Origin of the sequence: Rheinheimera sp. UJ63 (assembly GCF_021568285.1) — a bacterium.
Classification (GTDB): domain Bacteria; phylum Pseudomonadota; class Gammaproteobacteria; order Enterobacterales; family Alteromonadaceae; genus Alishewanella; species Alishewanella maricola.
The window spans coordinates 240325-258439 of sequence record NZ_JAKGTQ010000001.1 but is presented as its reverse complement, the minus strand read 5'-3'; the positions used below and the strand labels follow the sequence as shown (position 1 = coordinate 258439).

Here is an 18115-nt window from a genome sequence, read left to right as displayed (position 1 = left end):
ACAGCAAGCCGTCTGGCTTGCTTCCCTTTCTGCTGGCGCGAGTTAATGTTATTAACAAGTTAAGCCACAAGCAGACATCATTATGCATCAACCTAAAAATAAGCATCTAGAAACCCTCTGTATCCATGCTGGCAAGGCTGTTGATCAGCATGGCGCGCTGAGTACGCCTTTATATCAAACCTCAACCTTTGTATTTGACAATGCCGAGCAAGGTGCTGCGCGATTTGCAGGTGAGCAACCGGGTTATATTTACACCCGCTTGGGCAATCCCACCACCCGTGAATTAGAGTTAAAAGTGGCGGCCTTAGAAGGTATGGCCGATGCCGCGGCGACGGCAACGGGGATGGGCGCGGTGGCCGCGGCGACCATGGCGTTTTTACAACAAGGTGATCACCTGATTGCCAGCCAAGCCATTTATGGTTGTAGCTTTGCACTGTTTAATCATCAATTCCGTCGCTATGGTATCGAGGTCAGTTTTGTTGATATGACCGATCATGACGCAGTACGGGCGGCGATCCAACCCAACACCAAGATGATGTTTTTAGAAACACCGATTAACCCCAATTTAGTGGTGTTAGATCTGGCCTTCTTATGCGGGCTGTGTCGCGAGCACAATATGATGTCGGTCGTCGACAATACCTTTTTAACGCCGTTATTACAGCAACCTGCCCAATATGGCGCTGATATTGTCATTCACAGTGCGACCAAATATCTCAATGGTCATGGCGATGTGGTGGCGGGGATTATTGTGTCGGATCAAGACAACATTCAACAAATCAAAATGACCACGTTAAAAGACATGGGGGCGACGATGAGCCCACATGATGCTTGGTTAATTATTCGTGGCTTAAAAACGTTATCGGTACGTATGCAGCGTCATTGTGAAAATGCCCAGCAAGTGGCTGAATTTTTACAAGCGCATCCGGCAATCGCCGCCGTGTATTATCCGGGTCTGCCAGGACATCCAGGTTATCGCTTTATTGGTAATCAGATGAAAGCGGCCGGTGGAGTTATTGCTTTTGAATTAAAGGCCAGCTTGGAACAAAGCCGACAGGTCATCAATCGTTGTCAGCTGTTTAACATTGCGGTGAGTTTAGGTGATGCCGAATCATTAATTCAACATCCTGCGTCAATGACACACAGCCCTTATACGGCAGAAGAGCGGGCCAAAGCAGGTATTAGTGATGGCCTGATCCGCGTTTCTATTGGCTTAGAGCATATCGATGATATTTTGGCCGACTTGCAACGTGCCCTGAGTATTATTGCTGTCGCGGTGCCACAACGCCAGAGCCACTCTCTGCCCGCTTGACGCTCACTGTAATGCCAGCTTTACGCTTGTGCATGACATTAATCGGGCGCACAGGATTAACTCCTGTCGCCCGATCATCTAGTATCTGCAGCTATTACGCTTGGGTCACCGCCCAACAATAATAATGCCCCCAAGCGATTCGGTTGAATACCGACCTTCATTAAGACAACAGGTAGTGTATGACTAAGACAAGTAAATATCAGTCACGACAGTCGGATGATCAAGGCATTATCCACTGGAGTGCGGAAGAAAATCAGATTTGGCATGAATTAATCACTCGGCAACTCAGTGTGATCGAAGGTAAAGCTTGCGCTGAGTATATGGCTGGGTTAGAGAAATTACAGTTACCGCAAGATCGCATTCCACAATTAGAGGAAGTGAGCCAAGTACTGCGCGAGTGTACCGGTTGGGAATGTGCCGAAGTACCGGCCCTGATCAGCTTTGATAAATTCTTCGAGTTGTTAGCGAACAAACGTTTTCCTGTGGCAACCTTTATTCGAAGTCGCGAAGAGTTTGATTATCTACAAGAGCCGGATATTTTTCACGAAATCTTCGGCCACTGCGCCATGCTTACCAATCCAGCCTTTGCTGAATTTACCCATACTTACGGTAAACTGGGTTTAGCGGCCAGTAAGCAAGACCGCGTTTACTTAGCCCGTCTCTATTGGTTTACCATTGAATTTGGTTTACTTAATACCGCCGATGGCCTACGTATTTATGGCGGTGGTATTTTATCGTCACCGGGTGAAACGCAGTATGCACTGGGCTCAGATATACCCGAACGCAAAGTTTTTGATGCGGTGGATGTGCTAAGAACCCCTTATCGTATTGATATTATGCAACCCATCTACTTTATGATTAACAGCATTGATGATCTGTTCGACATCTCGCAGTTAGATATGATGCAGTTGGTTAACCAAGCTCGGGCACTCGGTTTACATGCCCCGAAATTTCCGCCAAAAGAAAAACAAGCCAGTTAGGAAGAGTTCATGACACAATTAACCACAATGCAATGTGAAGCCTGCCGCGCAGATGCCCCTAAAGTATCAGATGCGGAATTACCTGAATTAATGCGACAGTTGCCCGATTGGACGCCGATAGTGCGTGATGGCATCTTACAATTAGAGCGCGAATATAAGTTTAAAAACTTTAAGCAAGCTTGGGCTTTTCATAATAAAGTGGCCGAATTAGCTGAAGCCGAAGGTCATCATCCGGCGTTATTACTGGAATGGGGCAAATTAACGGTGACCTGGTGGTCGCACTCGATTAAAGGCCTGCATAAAAACGATTTTATTTGCGCCGCAAAAACCGACGCACTGCTGTGATGATGGCAGCTTGACGAAAAAACTGGCGCCGAGGGCGCCAGTTTTATTTTGTGCAGAATTCTTTACGAAAATAACTGGTCTGTCAGCCATTCTATACCGTATCATGCATCATCTGTTAAGCCAGAGGTGTAATAAGGCTATGCGTTTAGAAATTCTTTGTCAAAATCGGCTGGGGCTGGCGCAGGATGTGCTGAATATTCTGGTCAGTTACCAGCTTGACCTGCGCGGTATCGAGGTTGATCCTTCGTTAAACAAAATCTATGTATCTTTCCCTACTGTCGACTTTCAGCAGTTCCAAGAGTTAATGGCAAAAATGCGCCGCATTAATGGCGTAGAAGACGTGAAAACGACGGCGTTTTTACCGTCTGAGCGTGAGCATAACGAATTAATGACATTATTGCGTACTTTACCCGATGGCTTAATTGCCATTGATGCTAAAGCCAATGTAACGGTAATTAATGATGCGGCGTTAGAAGCGCTGTCGGTTGCCCGCGAAGAGATTGCCGATCAATCGCTGCAAGGCATGGTAAAAGGCTTTAATTTTCTGCGCTGGTTAGAAGGTGATGACGTTTTGGCGCAAACTCGTCGTTTTGAAATTCATGGCAAACGCTTTATCGCCGACATTCTACCAGTACACGTGCCGGACGAAACGGGTAAAGATATCTTAGCGGGAGCGGTGATAAACCTGAAATCTGAGAGCCGGCTGGGTCAGCATATGATTGCCTTTAAAAAAGGCGATCAAGAAAGCTTCAATAGCATTCAAGCAACCAGTAATGCCATGCGCAAAGTGGTACGTGAAGCACGACGGATGTCGCAACTTGATGCCCCTATCCTGATTATGGGTGAAACCGGCACGGGTAAAGAGTTACTGGCACGCGCTTGTCATGCCGCGGGCGGACGTCACGGTAAACCGTTTTTAACAGTGCCTTGTGCCTCAATGCCTGATAACGTCGCGGAGTCTGAGTTATTTGGTTATGGTCCCAATGCTTTTGCCGGTTCGGCTGAAGGCAAAAAAGGCATTTTTGAACAAGCTAATGGTGGCACCGTTTTTCTCGATGAAGTTGGCGAGATGTCTCATCAACTACAAACGAAGTTATTGCGCTTTTTACAAGATGGTAGCTTTCGTCGAGTGGGTGAGGAGAAAGAAGTCAAAGTGGATGTTAGAGTGTTGTGCACCACGCAAAAAGATTTGCCAGCGATGGTGCAAGAATCGAAATTTCGCGAAGACTTGTTCTATCGGTTAAATGTATTGACGCTCAACCTACCGCCACTGCGGGAACGTCGCCAAGATGTGGTGCCGTTAGCGGAGTTTTTTATTGCGCGTTACGCTGCACGTTTAGGACGCAAAGCACCGAAGTTAAGCGAAAGCTGTAGTCAATTTTTGCAGCAGTATCCTTGGCCAGGTAATGTTCGGCAATTAGAAAATGCTTTATATCGTGCGGTAACCTTGTTAGATGGTAGTGAGTTAGATAAGCATCACTTACAGTTACCAAGCTATACCAGTGACTTTGGTTATTTAGAGCAAGACTTTGATGGCACTTTAGATGAAGCCGTAAAACGCTTTGAAGCTAATCTGCTGCGCAAGTTGTTTCCGGCCTATCCAAGTTCACGGCAATTGGCGAAAAAACTGGGTTTAAGCCATACAGCGGTGGCAAACAAATTGCGTGACTATGGCATTAACCGCAAGAGTGTAAAAATATAAAGACGATTTTGTAGTCTTTGCTGTACATCGGAAAGGCCGTCAGCCAGTGCTGACGGCCTTTCTGTTTGAACAAGCGGGAAAACAGCGGTTTTGTATGCTTAACTGTACAATTTGCTCCAGCTATCGCCTTCAGCTCTTCAGCGGCTTGCCTCTTTCTTTTTTCTGGCGCTCGCGCATGATGTCGGCAAAGACAAGGTAATAGGAGTTGTACAATGACTGATCATATTAATCCGCTAGGCACAGATGGTTTTGAATTCGTAGAATATACCGCTGCCGATGCTAACGGCATTCAAAAGTTAAAAGAGCTGTTTTTCGGTCTAGGTTTTACCGAAGTCGCCAAACACCGTTCAAAACAAGCTTGGCTGTATAAGCAGGGCGATATTAACTTTATCATCAACGCTGAGCCGAATTCGCAGGCCGAAGCCTTTGCACGCCAGCATGGTCCATCCGTGTGCGCCATGGCGTTTCGCGTAAAAGATGCCGCAGCGGCTTTGCAACATGCTTTAGCGAATGGTGCAAAAGAATATAAAAACCAAATTGGTCCGATGGAGCTCAATATTCCTGCCGTTTACGGTATTGGAAGCAGCTTGCTGTATTTTGTTGATCGTTACGGCGCGAGCTCAGTGTACGACATCGATTTTAAATACTATGACAACTGGCAAGTTGAGATGGCCCAACATGGTGTGGGTTTAGAAATTCTTGATCACCTCACGCACAATGTTATGCGTGGCAATATGAATTTGTGGGCCGGTTTCTATGAGAATATCGGTAACTTCCGTGAGATCCGTTATTTCGATATCGAAGGTAAACTGACGGGGCTGGTCTCCAAAGCGATGACGGCACCTTGTGGCAAAATTCGTATTCCAATTAATGAATCTTCAGATGACAAATCACAAATTGAAGAATTTATCCGTGAATACAAAGGCGAGGGTATTCAGCATATCGCGCTAACCACGGAAGATATCTATCAGACAGTTCGCACTTTACGTGAGCGCGGTATGGAATTTATGCCGACACCTGAAACCTATTACAACAAGGTAAATGAACGGGTCGAAGGCCATACTGAAGATCTCGATCAACTGCGCGATTTGCGTATTCTGATCGACGGCGCGCCGATGAAAGATGGTATCTTGCTACAAATCTTCACTAAGACCGTGATCGGGCCGGTGTTCTTTGAAATCATTCAGCGTAAAGGTAATGAAGGGTTTGGTGAAGGTAACTTCAAGGCCTTGTTTGAATCGATTGAAGAAGATCAGATCCAGCGCGGAGTGTTAAATAATGCGTAAATGGGCAGCCTTTCCATTAAAAGAAGGTGATATATCTCGTCAAGCGCATGCTGATTTTCCAGAGCAGGCCATTTATGAGCGTGAAGCGGGGCGCAGCGGCTTTTTTGGCCCCGCAACTCACTTCCATCATCGGCACGCACCCACGGGCTGGAGCGATTGGCAAGGCCCGTTGCGGCCACGCTTATTTGACTTTAATGCGGTGAACAGCAATAACACCGCTTCACCTTGGTCAGTACCGACCTTGTTACATAACGCCCATTGTAAATTTCGCACCTGGCGTTTAACTGACAAGATGTCGCGACTTGCTCGAAATGCCGATGGCGATGAGTTGTTGTTTATTCATGAGGGCAGTGCTGAACTGTATTGCGATTATGGTCATTTAACTTTGCGTGACGGGGATTACGTGGTGATCCCTCGTTCGACCATGTGGCGTTTAGAGCCGTCTGAGCCCATGCTTATTGTGTTAATTGAGGCGACCAACGACAGCTATCAATTGCCAGAAAAAGGCTTAGTGGGTAATCATGCGATTTTTGACCCTGCGATGCTCGATACGCCAAAAATTGATGAGGCGTTTAAAGCCCAATACAGTGAGCAGCAATGGCAGGTGGAAGTGAAACGACACAATGAAGTGTCGGTCATTACCTATCCTTATAATCCGCTGGATGCCATTGGTTGGCATGGTGATTTAGCTGTGATGCGCATTAACTGGCGTGATATTCGGCCTTTAATGAGCCATCGTTATCACTTACCACCGTCGGCACACACGACTTTTGTGGCACAACGATTTGTGGTCTGTACCTTTGTGCCTCGGCCTATCGAAAGCGATCCCGGCGCCTTAAAAGTGCCGTTTTATCATAATAACGATGATTATGATGAAGTGCTGTTTTATCATGCGGGTGATTTCTTTAGTCGCGATAATATTGAAAAAGGTATGGTCACTTTCCATCCGGCTGGCTTTACCCATGGTCCTCATCCTAAAGCGTTTCAGGCAGGGCAAGAGTATCGGAAAAAGTTTACCGATGAAGTGGCGGTGATGCTCGATACGCGAGATGCGTTGATTGCCGGCGATGCGGCAGTGGCTACCGAAAACCCTGACTATGTTAACAGCTGGAAAGTTAAGCCTTAATTGCCTGCACAAGGATAAAAAATGAAGTTAGCAAGTTTAAAAAATCAAACACGTGATGGCCAGCTTGTGGTGGTCAGCCGTGATTTACAGCATTGTGTTGCTATTCCACAAATTGCACACACGATGCAGCAGTTATTAGATAATTGGCAACAATTAGCCAGTAAAGCCGAGCAAGTTTATCAAGCGCTGAATCAAGGTAGCGTCAGTGATGCTCAGCCGTTTCAGCAGGCCGCGTGTGAATCACCGTTACCGCGCGCCTATCAATGGGCTGATGGCAGTGCTTATGTAAATCACGTTGAATTAGTGCGCAAAGCACGTAATGCCGAAATGCCGGCGAGTTTTTGGACCGATCCTTTGATGTATCAAGGGGGTTCAGATGATTTTATCGGCCCACGCGATCCTATCGTGGCGATCACCCCTGAGCATGGCATCGATTTTGAAGGTGAAATCGCCGTGATTACCGACGATGTGCCGATGGGAATAAGTGCCGACGCGGCCTTAGATAAAGTGCGTTTACTTATGTTGGTGAATGATGTGTCGTTGCGTGGCTTGATCCCGAATGAATTAGGCAAAGGTTTTGGATTCTTTCAATCGAAGCCCGCTTCAAGTTTTAGTCCTGTTGCCGTTACGCCTGATGAACTGGGGCAGCATTGGCAAGCCGGTCGTTTGCATTTGCCCTTGTTATCCACCTATAACGGCGAAGCTTTTGGTAAACCGAATGCCGGTATCGACATGACCTTTAATTTTGGTCAATTAATTGCGCATGCGGCAGCAACACGCAATCTGGGTGCAGGTGCTATTATTGGTTCAGGTACGGTGTCTAATAAGCAAGGCACTGACTATGGTACCGCGATTGCTGAAGGTGGCGTGGGCTATAGTTGTATTGCAGAAATCCGCATGATTGAAACCATTCGTGATGGTAAACCGACTACACGTTTTATGCAGTTTGGCGATACCATCCGTTTAGAAATGCTGGATCCACAAGGTCAAAGCATCTTTGGCGCTATTGACCAGCAAGTGACAGCTTCCCACTAAGCTGTTGCTGTTTGCAGGCGGATGCGCCGCATCCGCCTATTGCTGAGGGGACAACTTAGATGAAACTATACAGTTATTGGCGTTCCTCAGCTGCTTACCGTGTGCGCATTGCGCTCAATCTTAAGCAGCTCAGTTTTGAGACTATTCCCGTTCACTTATTAAAAGAGGGCGGGCAGCAGCATCAGCCGCCTTATCAGCGATTAAATCCAGCCGAGTTAGTTCCTGTTTTTATTGATGAGCAGGCAACACTGCATCAATCGTTAGCCATTATTGAATATTTAGAAGAGTGTTATCCGCAACATGCGTTATTGCCTGACAATCCGGTTGCGCGAGCACAAGTTCGCGGCCTAGCGCTGGATATTGCTTGTGAGATGCACCCGCTGAATAATCTTCGTGTATTGCAGTACCTAACGGGCCCGCTGGCGCTATCTGAAGCGCAAAAGTTAGAATGGTTGCATCACTGGTTGCATGTTGGCTTTAAAGCCTTTGAGCAACGCTTATCATCCTGTGCTGGCGAATATTGCTATGGCGACAGTGTCAGCTTGGCAGACGTGTGTTTAGTGCCGCAAGTGTATAACGCTCTGCGCTTTAAACTCGATATGATGCATTATCCGCAGATCAATCGTATTTATCACCATTGTCAGCAATTGGCGGCATTTGCTCTTGCTGCGCCAGAACATCAAAGTGATGCGCAACTGTAAATAACCTAACCTCCTCGATAGTGTTTGCTGTAAAGCGATTGCTGCAACGTTATCTTTACCGTATTGTGGTATTAACTGATGCAATGCTTCGCAAGCAAGGATTTTCGAGGTTGGGTAATTCAGAATGAGCAACGATGATATGTTCCAGTGGTGGCGACAAGCGCCGTTTGGTTGTGCTTTGTATCAAGAAACAGCGGCGCATCCTGAGCAATGGGTATTTGTTGATGCGAATGCAATATTCAAAGTGGTTACGGGATTAACGGCCGAGCGTTTAGCGCGTAGTCAGCCTGAAGAGTTTAACCGACATGCGGTGTACTTCTCAGAAAGCACGGCTTTATGTTACCAAGTACATAGTTATGCCCCTGCTACAGGGTTTTTCTTAGTGATCTTGCAGCAAATTCCCAATTTACATTTTGCCAGCCCGCCAACGGCCAGTCAGCGCGATCCTGTGGCTTTAGTCAGTTTACTGTTAGAACTAGGCCAGCATTTTAGTACGGTCGAACCGGCTGCATTACCCGCATTAATCCAGCAAGCTTTAGCCAAATTAGGGCAAACCGTGGCGGCAGATCGCGTTTATATTTTTAATTATGATTTTAACAACAATACCTGTTCAAACACTTTTGAGTGGTGCGCTGAGGGCGTTATGCCGGAGATCAATAGTTTACAAGGCGTGCCCTTAGCGGTTATCCCGCAATGGCTGCATGCACATCAAACAGGGCAGGAGATGCACATCCCTGATGTACCGTCGCTGCCAAAGGGGGATGCGTTAAAACAAATATTACAACCGCAAGGGATCAAAAGTCTTCTCACCATACCCTTGTTGGCGGGTATGGAACTGTTAGGTTTTGTTGGTTTTGATTCGGTGAAACAGTATCGCTATTACACCGAGCAAGAACGCTTAGTCTTAGGTGTTTTTGCTAGAATGCTGGTCAATGTGGAAGTGTCGGCAAGGAATCGGGCATTAAAGTGATGAAGTTACGCTTTCCAAAACGTTGGTTAAATCGCACGTTCTGTTATGTGGGTATTTTTGGTTTAGTCTTTCAAGGCACCGCAGCTATACACGCTTGGTGGAATCAGATCCCCATACACTATTTCTGGCCATTATTGCTGGCACCCTTGCTCTGTTTGGCATCAGGTTTAATACCGTTATTGCAACTGCAAAAAGAGCCTTAACGTTTCGGTTTAAACATTCCTCGTACCTGTAATTCATTGATACCGTTATCACTCAAATTGAAATTAATTTGGGCTGGACCTTTACTGAAATAATAAGATTCATCATTGATTTCCAATACAAAACGGCCACGCGCAGAACGGGCATTATCATCTTTGCTTAGCTTAATGAGATATTGGCCAAGTTGCAGTGTAAAGCCATGCAGAGGCTGGTTGATAAAGTCGGTTACCCAGACCTCACTGTCATCTTGTAAAATTAAAGCCAGTGAGTAAGACTGCGGTGGCATCGCAAAACGGCTTTGCTGTTGGCCTACCGTAAATTCATAGGCACCGGCTTCACGTTTCAATTGCAGGGTAAAAATCTGCTGCCGTTGTTCGCCACTGGCCGTTTGCAATTGCAATTGGCCATGGTATTTAAAGTCAGCATAACTGAAATGGCTGCAACACAGTAACCAGGCTAATACTACATATTTCATCTGATACCTCGGTAAAAATCAGACAGCTGTTGCATCGACTAATAGCGTTAATTGTTGTCCAGGCTGAAGATAGCGTTCAGTATTAATATTATTCCATTTTACGATATCTGCCACTGTAATGCTGAAACGCTGGGCAATTTTAACTAAAGAGTCGCCAGGTCTCACCCGATAATTTAGGGTGCGGGTTTGCTGAGTAGCGGTTTGTAAAGGACTGTTACTCCACAGCTGGATGCGCTGCCCCTCGTTTAAGACACTGTTAACGCTTAGTTTATTCCAGTTACGAAGCTGCGCTACCGTCACATCATATTTACGGCTAAGATCCCATAAAGTATCACCGCGCTGAATAATATGCTCGGTCATTTCACCGTTGCTGGTATGGGTATTATCGCTAGCGGCAATGCTTTGCTCTGAAGTGCTATGGTTGGTGCTGTTGGGGATCAGTAATTCTTGGCCAATCCTAATGGTATTGCCGGACAATTTATTTAAGCGCACTAACACGTCAACCGAGGTTTGATAACGACGCGCAATCACGCCTAAATTATCACCACTTTTCACACGATAAGGTTTAAACTGCATTAATTGCGTTACCGGTGTATTGGCTAACGCTTGGTTAAATACCTCGGCTTGCTCAATCGGTAATACCAGTTGATGGGGGCCATCTGGTGCGGTTGCCCATTGGCTAAACCCAGGGTTTAACGCCTGCAAATCCGCAACACTCATGTTGGCCAAGTCTGCAGCAATGGCTAAATCAACTTGGCTACCTACATCAACCACGGTAATTTTTGGCTCATTAGCAATAAACTTCCAGACAATTTGGAATTCTTCAGGACGTTGTAAAATATCAACCAGAGCTAATAATCTTGGAATGTAAATGGTGGTCTCTGCCGGTAAATCGAGCGACCAAAAATCAGTGGGTAAGCGGCGTTTTTGATTCGCTTTAATCGCGCGCATAATCCGACCTTCGCCAGCATTGTATGCGGCAATCGCGTTTAACCAATCATGTTCTAAGGTATCGTACAGATATTGCAAATAGTCTAAAGCGGCTTGGGTAGATTGCACCACATCACGGCGACCGTCGTACCAGGTGTTCTGTGCTAAACCAAAACGTTTGCCGGTGACGGGCATAAATTGCCACATGCCAACGGCATTCGCCGGAGAGGTAGCCAGGGGATCAAAGGCGCTTTCAACAATGGGCAGTAACGCCAATTCTAACGGCATTTGGCGCTTTTCTAGCTCTTGCACAATGTAGTACAAAAAAGGCTGGGCTCGACCCGCCACCTTATCTAAATAGGCTTGATTATCAGTATAAAAATTACGTTGTTCGACGATAGCGCGGGTTTGCGGCACCTTAAAACTTAATTGCGCTTGGATACGCAACCAAAGATCTTCCAACTCGCTGGCATCAAGCAGTTGTTGTTCACTGAGGCCTGAAGCCCATAACCTCGCGGCAATTTTCTCAGCCGAAGCGGTATTCTTGTGAAAATCTACAGCTTTAGTTTTTGCTGGTTGTGGCTGTGGTACCTGAGCTGTTGTTTCAGCATCAGACCCTGTCGTGCTGACACAGCCGGATAACAGTGCCAGTAAAACTACGGCAGAGATTCTTACAGACATAACGGAGATCCAGTTTTAAAAAAAATAAATATTACCTGTCTGACAGCTCAATGCAAGTCAGGATTTAAATTGATCTTTGGCTGCTCTTAAGTAAGTAAACAGCTCAAGAGCCGAGCTTTGTTTAAATTTGTGTTGTAACGCTATGTTTTCACAGCGTAAAAAAGGATTAATCTTTTTCTCTAACGCTAAATTAGAAGGCAAAGTTTCCTGATTATTTTGTCGCTTTAACTGACTTTGCTGCTGATAATGCAGTAAATCTAGGTTATCGGGCTCAACCTCACGGGCAAAACGCAAATTTGCCAAGGTGTACTCATGTGTGCAATACACTTTAGTGGTACTGGGCAAGCTAGCGAGTCGTTGCAAAGATTGCAGCATCTGCGCGGGTGTCCCTTCAAATAAGCGGCCACAACCGCCGCTAAATAAGGTATCACCGCAAAACAAAACGTCCGCTGAATAATAGGCTACGTGCCCAGCCGTATGGCCCGGCACTTGTAGAGTCTGACAGTGCCAATTAAGTTCCGGAAAATGAATGATGCTATTATCGGCAACGGTTTCGGTTAATAATGGAATTTTATGCTGTTCTGCAACAGGGCCGATGATCCGAACCTCAGGCCACTGCTGTTTTAATTGCGCCAGGCCTCCGGTATGATCAGCATGATGATGAGTAATTAAGATCCCAAGCAATTGTTTGCCGGTTTGCTGAAGGTACTGATTGACCACCGTGGCATCACCCGGGTCAACCAGCAAACAATAGGGTTGGTTCGGGCGTGACAGAACCCAGATATAATTATCCTGAAAGGCATGAATAGGGCTAATATCCAGCATTGGGAACTCCTTTGCATTTAATCAGGGCAGAACATTAACATGAAACCGGCACTTCGTGACAATCATCCTGCAGTCCCTTCCGGCTGGCACTGTTTTCGGCAAGGCCATGCCTTAGCCAGTGCGCTGGAGCAGGAATTAGAGCCGTGGTTGCAAAAAATCTTCGGTTATTACTTATTGAAGATTGGTGATTTAAGTAGCCAATTAAGTTTACCCAGTGCCCGCTTACGCCAACAATTAACGCTAGGCTCTGCCGAAGGGCAAGCAGAACTGCCCTCCGGCGCAAAAATGATTGCTGAGCCCGACGCGCTGCCAATAGCGGCAGCGAGCGTTGATGCGGTGCTATTAAGTCATTGTTTAGAATTTCAATCCGATCCGCATCACGTGATCCGCGAAGCGCACCGGGTGTTAATTGGCGATGGTTATTTATTGCTCAGCGGCTTTAATCCACATAGTGTGCTTGGGTTAACCCGCTTTGCGCCGTGGCTAAAAAACGAATTTCCGTGGCAAGGTCATTTTTTCAGTGCGGCGAGGATTAAAGATTGGTTGCACTTAATTGGTTTTGAAGTGGTCGGTGAGCAGCGGTTTTTTTGCAGTTCAATGTTAAGTCCAGACTATAAAGCTGGGCGTTGGCAACGTTTCAGTGAACGTCATTTACGCTATTTTGCGTCGAGTTATTTGTTGGTGGCGCGAAAAAGAGAATTACCCTTAACGCCGATCCGGCCAAAATGGCAGGTACAAACTGGCTTTTCTACCGCACAGGGCATCAGTGCCAGGCATGGCGCCCAGCGCAAATCAGTAAAATAAAGCTAACAAAGCCCAACAGATCCGCCAAGGCAGTTGGGCGTTGTTGTTGCGGTTAACGCTTTAATCGTGCAACTGTTCAATACGATAGCCGCGATCGGCCAGTAATTTTAATAGGCCATCTTCACCGACCATATGCAGTGCTCCCACTAATACCATCGTATCCTTGCCTTCCAGTTGTGTTAGCGTATCCAGCCAAGCATAGTTGCGTTTTGCCAAGGTGATTTGATAGATCTCAGGGATTTTTTTCATGTCATCGATAAATAAGTCAGCCAATTGCTCAGCATGACCACTGCGCCAAGCGGCCTTCATTTGCGACAACATGCTTTCGATTTTTTCTAAATCTTGTAAGGTTGAACTGATCACTTTGTTGGCGTCAATTTCATTTAATGCTGTCAGCACCGCCAGATGTTCATCGACCGTTTCTAACCCACTCATGCTTTTTTGCTGTTGCAAGCCTAATTGCAAATAGTGCATATCTACGCCGGTAGAAGCGGCACCGAGGCGTTGCAGTTCTTGTACTGAAATCATCATTGCGGCAAAAGCCGGTTTAAATTGTTCTATGGCAGTGAGTGGCCATTGCCGCTCTTTCGCCATGGCTTGAAGTTGCTGATACACTTTATTGGATAACACATCTTTTAAGTTCTGCCCCGGGCGATAAGTGTTTTGAGACATCATCTTATTCATCCCTGCTGGGCTGGTAAGTTGTTGCATGTCGGTTTCAAAAATCAAATGCTGGCTGGCATTAAAGGCGGTATCAAAAGCGTTAGGGAGGGGGAAGTCGTTTTCACTGAGTAGATGCACAGTGCCAACTAAGTAAAACTGGGTTTGATCTTTACTCACTTGCCAAACAGAAGCGGCAAAGACCGCTTGGCTGACACCGAAAAACAGCAATAATCCAATAGTAAGTAGTTGCCGCATAGCAAGCTCCTTCATTTAATAATAATATTAAGAGAAGAAGCCCGCCTCGTATTGTTACCACATCAAATCATCAGGAATTTGGTAAGCGGCATACGGATCTTCTTCATCGGCCTGTTCGACAGGGCGGTCCTGTTGCACGATAACGCTTTCTGGTTGGCGCTGTGCAATTTTAGCAGCAATCGCTGCGGGCACTAACACATAGTTTTCACCCTGCTTAACGATCGCAAGTAAACCACGAGTTAATTCACTATGCAACTTATTATTAACGTAAAGTCGCTTAACCACTTTGCCGTCGGTAAAGTTAAATGCCACTTCACCACTGGGCTTAATGGTATTGCTCGTTATTAATTGTGAAACTTGCGCCGCAATGGCTTTTTTCTGCAACAACTGTTCTTTTTGGCGGTTTAATTCTTGATCGCGTGCCACCTGCTCTTGGCGGCGTTGCTCGGCCAGTAAGGTGGCCTCGGCAACCACTTTTTGGTTTTTACCTGATTGCACACGTTGCTGATGTTGTTGCTTTTTTGCCGCTTTTAGTTTTTTCGGATCGGCTAAACCGGCTTTAAGCAGTTGCTCTTTAAAGGCATTACTCATGAGGTTACTCTTAACGATTTACGGGAATATTGCTTATACTAGCTCGACACAGGGCACTAACTCAAATCTGTCAGTTGAGGTATCATAGTCGCCTATCGTAAAGAGAGGTATATTTTGGTTTTTCAAGACTTAGGGCTGGACCCGCGATTATTGCGCTCGGTACAACATTTAGGCTTTGCCACGCCTACAGAAATTCAGCAAGAAGCTATCCCTGCAGTATTGGTGGGCCGGGATCTGATGGTCTCGTCCAAAACCGGTTCGGGTAAGACCCTAGCTTATTTGTTACCGATGATGCAGCGGCTGTTGAAAAGCCGCCCTTTGTCTAAGCAAGATGCCCGTGCGTTAATTTTGGCACCCACCCGCGAATTGGCAAAACAGGTGTATGCACAGTTGCGCTTATTTGTGTCAAATACGCCTGTTACGGCAGCATTAATTGTGGGCGGCGAGAATTTTAATGATCAAGAGAAGCTATTAAAACGCCAACCGACCGTTATAGTGGCGACGCCTGGGCGTTTTTTAGATCATCTTGAGCACAAGTCAGTGTTTCTGCAAGGCTTAGAAATGCTGATCTTAGATGAAGCGGATCGCATGTTAGACTTGGGCTTTATGCCGCAATTAAATGCTATTAATAAAGCCGCCGAGCATCGATTACGTCAAACTTTATTGTTTTCAGCAACCTTAGATCACACTGAAGTTGATGAGCTAACGGTTGCCTTATTAAAAAACCCGTTTCGGGTTGCCTTAGGCAGTGGGCATGAGCAGCACAGTGATATTCAGCAGCAATTTATGTTTGCCGATAACCTCACGCACAAAGAAGCCTTATTAGCACATGTGCTCAAACACGAGCCGGTGAAACAGCTCATTATCTTTACCGCCACTCGTGACGATGCCGAGCGCTTAGCGACCGTGTGTGTTGATAACGGTTTTAGCGCCATGGGCTTAAGTGCTCGGTTAAACCAAGGCCAACGTAATGCGGTGATGCAGCAATTCGCAGCCGGTAAGTATCAAGTGTTAGTGACCACTGACTTAGCCTCGCGTGGCCTAGATTTGCTGCAAGTAACCCATGTTATCAATTTTGACTTGCCGAAACACCCCGAAGAATATGTGCATCGGATCGGTCGGACGGGTCGTGCCGGTGCGAAGGGGCAGGCATTTTCCTTAGTCGGGCCAAAAGATTGGGCATCACTGCAAAAAATTGAAGGTTTTTTACGCCGGCCTGCAGAGTTTAGCGAGGTGGAAGGTTTAGTGGCGCGCTTCAAAGGCCCAACCGAGCCAGTAGAAAAAGCCGGTAAAGCGGCAGCGAAGTCAGCTAAAAGCACCATGAAAGCTAAACACTCGGGCAAGCCCAGCGCGAAAACGGTGAAAAAAGCACCGGCGAAGGTGTTCTTCCAAGGTGGCGATGACGGCTCGGCGCCCGTGCGACGTAAAAAAACACCACAAGATTGATGGTTTTTTCCACATTACTGCTACACTGAGTAAGTAAGGTTTAGCAGTCCTTGCCGGAACGGCCCAACAGAAAACTATTTTCTGTTCGTCTCGGTATTTATATTGACCACTTAATCAGCATCACTGATAATGCGGTCGAAGTAAGTATCAGCTCGATGACGTGGCCGGTATTATTTAAGTCGCCGGAATTTCGGCAAAATTTGTTAAAGTAAGAGAGTGTTATGTCACAGTTAATTTCTGGTACAGTTAAGTGGTTCAATGAAGATAAAGGTTTTGGTTTTATCGAGCGTGAAGGCGGTAAAGACGTGTTTGTTCACTTCCGCGCTATCAACGGTACAGGCCGTAAAACGTTAGTTGAAGGCCAACAAGTGACCTTTATCGTTACTGAAGGCCAAAAAGGCCCACAAGCTGAAAACGTAACTGTTATCGGTTAATTAGTAAAGATTTTAAAGAGCCGGCCTTAGCGCCGGCTTTTTTATTGCCGAATACCTTGCCTGAGTTACGCCTCTAAAAAGTGGTGCCTTCTAACGGTAGGGGTAATTGTTCATGACAAGCCGTTTTAAAGCCAAGCTGTATGCCAATCAAACGCACGCTGTGCTCTTGCCTGCGTTGCCAAGCCTGCGCTAATAGTTGTGCCAATAAGCGCGGATCTAAACGATGACATTGGGTTTCTACTGTCGTTTGCCGAAAATCACTGAATTTTAATTTCACGCCAATTTTTTGTAGTAATGCCGCTTTACCGCTTTGCGCTAAACGCTGCTCTAAGGTGGGTAATAACTGAAGCATTTCTTGTTCGGCTTGCTCTAAGTCCGCGATGTCGTTCGGCAATGTCTGTTCTACACCGATCGATTTACGTTCACGATCTTGCCGGACCGGGCGTTCATCAATACCTTGGCTGCGTTTAATTAACGTAGCGGCGAAGCTGCCAAAATGCCGAGATAACAAGGCAAGTCGCTCTATACTGATCTCTTCACCTGGCTGACAAATGTCACGGCAAAAATGAAATCCGAGCTTGGCAAGTTTCTCTGCGGTTTTTACCCCAACGCCGGGGATTTTGCGCAGGGCGAGTTGCAGAACAAAATCGTTGATAGCCTCGGGTGGGATCACAAATAAACCATCGGGTTTTTGTTCATCACTGGCGATTTTGGCGAGAAATTTATTGGGCGCTACCCCAGCAGAAACGGTTAAACCGGTTTCTGCTAACACCGAGCGGCGAATATCCGCAGCAATCAGCGTGGCGCTGGCTTTAAATTGCTTACAATCGGTGACATCTAAATAGGCCTCATCTAAAGAAAGTGGTTCGACGTGCTCGGTATAACGGCGAAATATGCTTTGGATCTGTTGGCTAACGGCTTTGTATTTATCCATGCTCCCGCGCATTAAGGTTAGATGCGGGCAACGTTTTAAGGCTTCATGTGTTGGCATGGCGGAGCGCACACCAAAAGCCCGAGCCGGATAATTGCAGGTGGCAATCACGCCGCGTTCAGATCGACTACCGCCAATAGCTAACGGAATATGCCGCAGGGCAGGGTTGTCGCGCATTTCAACCGCGGCAAAGAAGCAATCCATATCTAAATGGATAATTTTTCGATGCGACATAATCCTGCTGCAAATAGCGCTGTATGAATAACCAGTAATTTACGCCCCTTACAACACGTTGTAAAGCGAGTGGCAGTATTTCTGCACAGCCAGTAAGATTTTTTCAGGCTTCATTTCATTTAGCTGTCTGGATGTCTGTTTTTTCAGTGCAAGAATTAAAAAATAAGAGTAGAATAGCCAACAATTTTTAG

Annotated in this window: 19 protein-coding genes; 13 read left to right on the top strand and 6 right to left on the bottom strand. The window is 46.3% G+C overall.

Annotated features, from left to right (window positions below; all coding sequences use genetic code 11):
* Window positions 1-82 precede the first annotated feature (82 nt).
* From megL to L1N97_RS01125, 10 genes are all read left to right on the top strand, one after another.
* Window positions 83-1309, top strand: coding sequence for a methionine gamma-lyase (megL, locus tag L1N97_RS01170; RefSeq protein ID WP_236128588.1), 1227 nt, complete (start codon window positions 83-85; stop codon window positions 1307-1309).
* Window positions 1310-1488: 179 nt separating this feature from the next.
* Complete coding sequence (gene phhA, locus L1N97_RS01165) at window positions 1489-2289, top strand: phenylalanine 4-monooxygenase (RefSeq protein ID WP_236128587.1); 801 nt, start codon at window positions 1489-1491, stop codon at window positions 2287-2289.
* Between the two features lie 9 nt (window positions 2290-2298).
* Window positions 2299-2634: a 4a-hydroxytetrahydrobiopterin dehydratase gene (locus tag L1N97_RS01160; protein WP_229584935.1), complete on the top strand. Its 336-nt coding sequence runs from the start codon at window positions 2299-2301 to the stop codon at window positions 2632-2634.
* A gap of 139 nt (window positions 2635-2773) precedes the next feature.
* The gene (gene tyrR, locus L1N97_RS01155) at window positions 2774-4336 is read left to right on the top strand and encodes a transcriptional regulator TyrR (protein ID WP_229584936.1); all 1563 of its coding nucleotides are present in this window, start codon (window positions 2774-2776) and stop codon (window positions 4334-4336) included.
* A gap of 212 nt (window positions 4337-4548) precedes the next feature.
* Window positions 4549-5622, top strand: a complete 1074-nt coding sequence (gene hppD / locus L1N97_RS01150; protein WP_229584937.1) for a 4-hydroxyphenylpyruvate dioxygenase — start codon at window positions 4549-4551, stop codon at window positions 5620-5622.
* Window positions 5615-6748 (top strand): homogentisate 1,2-dioxygenase, encoded by a 1134-nt coding sequence (locus L1N97_RS01145; protein ID WP_229584938.1) that lies wholly within the window; start codon window positions 5615-5617, stop codon window positions 6746-6748. Before hppD ends, L1N97_RS01145 begins: the two co-directional genes overlap by 8 nt.
* Window positions 6749-6769: 21 nt before the next feature.
* Window positions 6770-7783 (top strand): fumarylacetoacetate hydrolase family protein, encoded by a 1014-nt coding sequence (locus tag L1N97_RS01140; RefSeq protein WP_229584939.1) that lies wholly within the window; start codon window positions 6770-6772, stop codon window positions 7781-7783.
* A gap of 59 nt (window positions 7784-7842) precedes the next feature.
* The gene (maiA, locus tag L1N97_RS01135) at window positions 7843-8484 is read left to right on the top strand and encodes a maleylacetoacetate isomerase (protein WP_229584940.1); all 642 of its coding nucleotides are present in this window, start codon (window positions 7843-7845) and stop codon (window positions 8482-8484) included.
* A gap of 139 nt (window positions 8485-8623) precedes the next feature.
* On the top strand, window positions 8624-9454 hold the full coding sequence (locus L1N97_RS01130; RefSeq protein ID WP_236128586.1) for a GAF domain-containing protein: 831 nt from the start codon (window positions 8624-8626) through the stop codon (window positions 9452-9454).
* Window positions 9454-9657 carry a hypothetical protein gene (locus L1N97_RS01125; protein WP_229585236.1) on the top strand — a complete coding sequence of 68 codons (204 nt, stop codon included), beginning with the start codon at window positions 9454-9456 and terminating at the stop codon, window positions 9655-9657. The genes L1N97_RS01130 and L1N97_RS01125 overlap by 1 nt, the downstream gene beginning before the upstream one ends.
* Here the strand turns inward: L1N97_RS01125 and L1N97_RS01120 are convergent.
* From L1N97_RS01120 to gloB, 3 genes are read right to left on the bottom strand one after another with little or no spacing between them, the layout of a single operon-like run.
* Window positions 9654-10130 (bottom strand): hypothetical protein, encoded by a 477-nt coding sequence (locus L1N97_RS01120; protein ID WP_229584942.1) that lies wholly within the window; start codon window positions 10128-10130, stop codon window positions 9654-9656. The genes L1N97_RS01125 and L1N97_RS01120 overlap by 4 nt on opposite strands.
* Window positions 10131-10148: 18 nt before the next feature.
* Entirely contained in the window at window positions 10149-11741 is a 1593-nt protein-coding gene (locus L1N97_RS01115) for a lytic transglycosylase (RefSeq protein WP_236128585.1), read from the bottom strand.
* A 57-nt stretch (window positions 11742-11798) separates the two neighbouring features.
* Complete coding sequence (gene gloB, locus L1N97_RS01110) at window positions 11799-12566, bottom strand: hydroxyacylglutathione hydrolase (RefSeq protein WP_229584944.1); 768 nt, start codon at window positions 12564-12566, stop codon at window positions 11799-11801.
* A 39-nt stretch (window positions 12567-12605) separates the two neighbouring features.
* On the opposite strand from gloB, the gene L1N97_RS01105 reads away from it, so the two are divergent.
* The gene (locus tag L1N97_RS01105) at window positions 12606-13370 is read left to right on the top strand and encodes a class I SAM-dependent methyltransferase (RefSeq protein ID WP_229584945.1); all 765 of its coding nucleotides are present in this window, start codon (window positions 12606-12608) and stop codon (window positions 13368-13370) included.
* 60 nt (window positions 13371-13430) lie between these two features.
* Here the strand turns inward: L1N97_RS01105 and L1N97_RS01100 are convergent, their stop codons facing one another.
* Both L1N97_RS01100 and L1N97_RS01095 read right to left on the bottom strand, forming a co-directional pair.
* Window positions 13431-14288 (bottom strand): TraB/GumN family protein, encoded by an 858-nt coding sequence (locus tag L1N97_RS01100; protein ID WP_236128584.1) that lies wholly within the window; start codon window positions 14286-14288, stop codon window positions 13431-13433.
* 54 nt (window positions 14289-14342) lie between these two features.
* On the bottom strand, window positions 14343-14879 hold the full coding sequence (locus L1N97_RS01095) for a DUF2058 domain-containing protein (protein ID WP_236128583.1): 537 nt from the start codon (window positions 14877-14879) through the stop codon (window positions 14343-14345).
* Between the two features lie 114 nt (window positions 14880-14993).
* Between L1N97_RS01095 and L1N97_RS01090 the strand changes: the two genes are divergently transcribed.
* Together L1N97_RS01090 and L1N97_RS01085 are read left to right on the top strand one after the other, a co-directional pair.
* Window positions 14994-16325: a DEAD/DEAH box helicase gene (locus tag L1N97_RS01090; RefSeq protein WP_236128582.1), complete on the top strand. Its 1332-nt coding sequence runs from the start codon at window positions 14994-14996 to the stop codon at window positions 16323-16325.
* 221 nt (window positions 16326-16546) lie between these two features.
* Window positions 16547-16759: a cold-shock protein gene (locus L1N97_RS01085; RefSeq protein WP_226749822.1), complete on the top strand. Its 213-nt coding sequence runs from the start codon at window positions 16547-16549 to the stop codon at window positions 16757-16759.
* A gap of 73 nt (window positions 16760-16832) precedes the next feature.
* Here the strand turns inward: L1N97_RS01085 and dinB are convergent, their stop codons facing one another.
* On the bottom strand, window positions 16833-17924 hold the full coding sequence (dinB, locus tag L1N97_RS01080; protein ID WP_236128581.1) for a DNA polymerase IV: 1092 nt from the start codon (window positions 17922-17924) through the stop codon (window positions 16833-16835).
* Window positions 17925-18115: the final 191 nt, after the last annotated feature.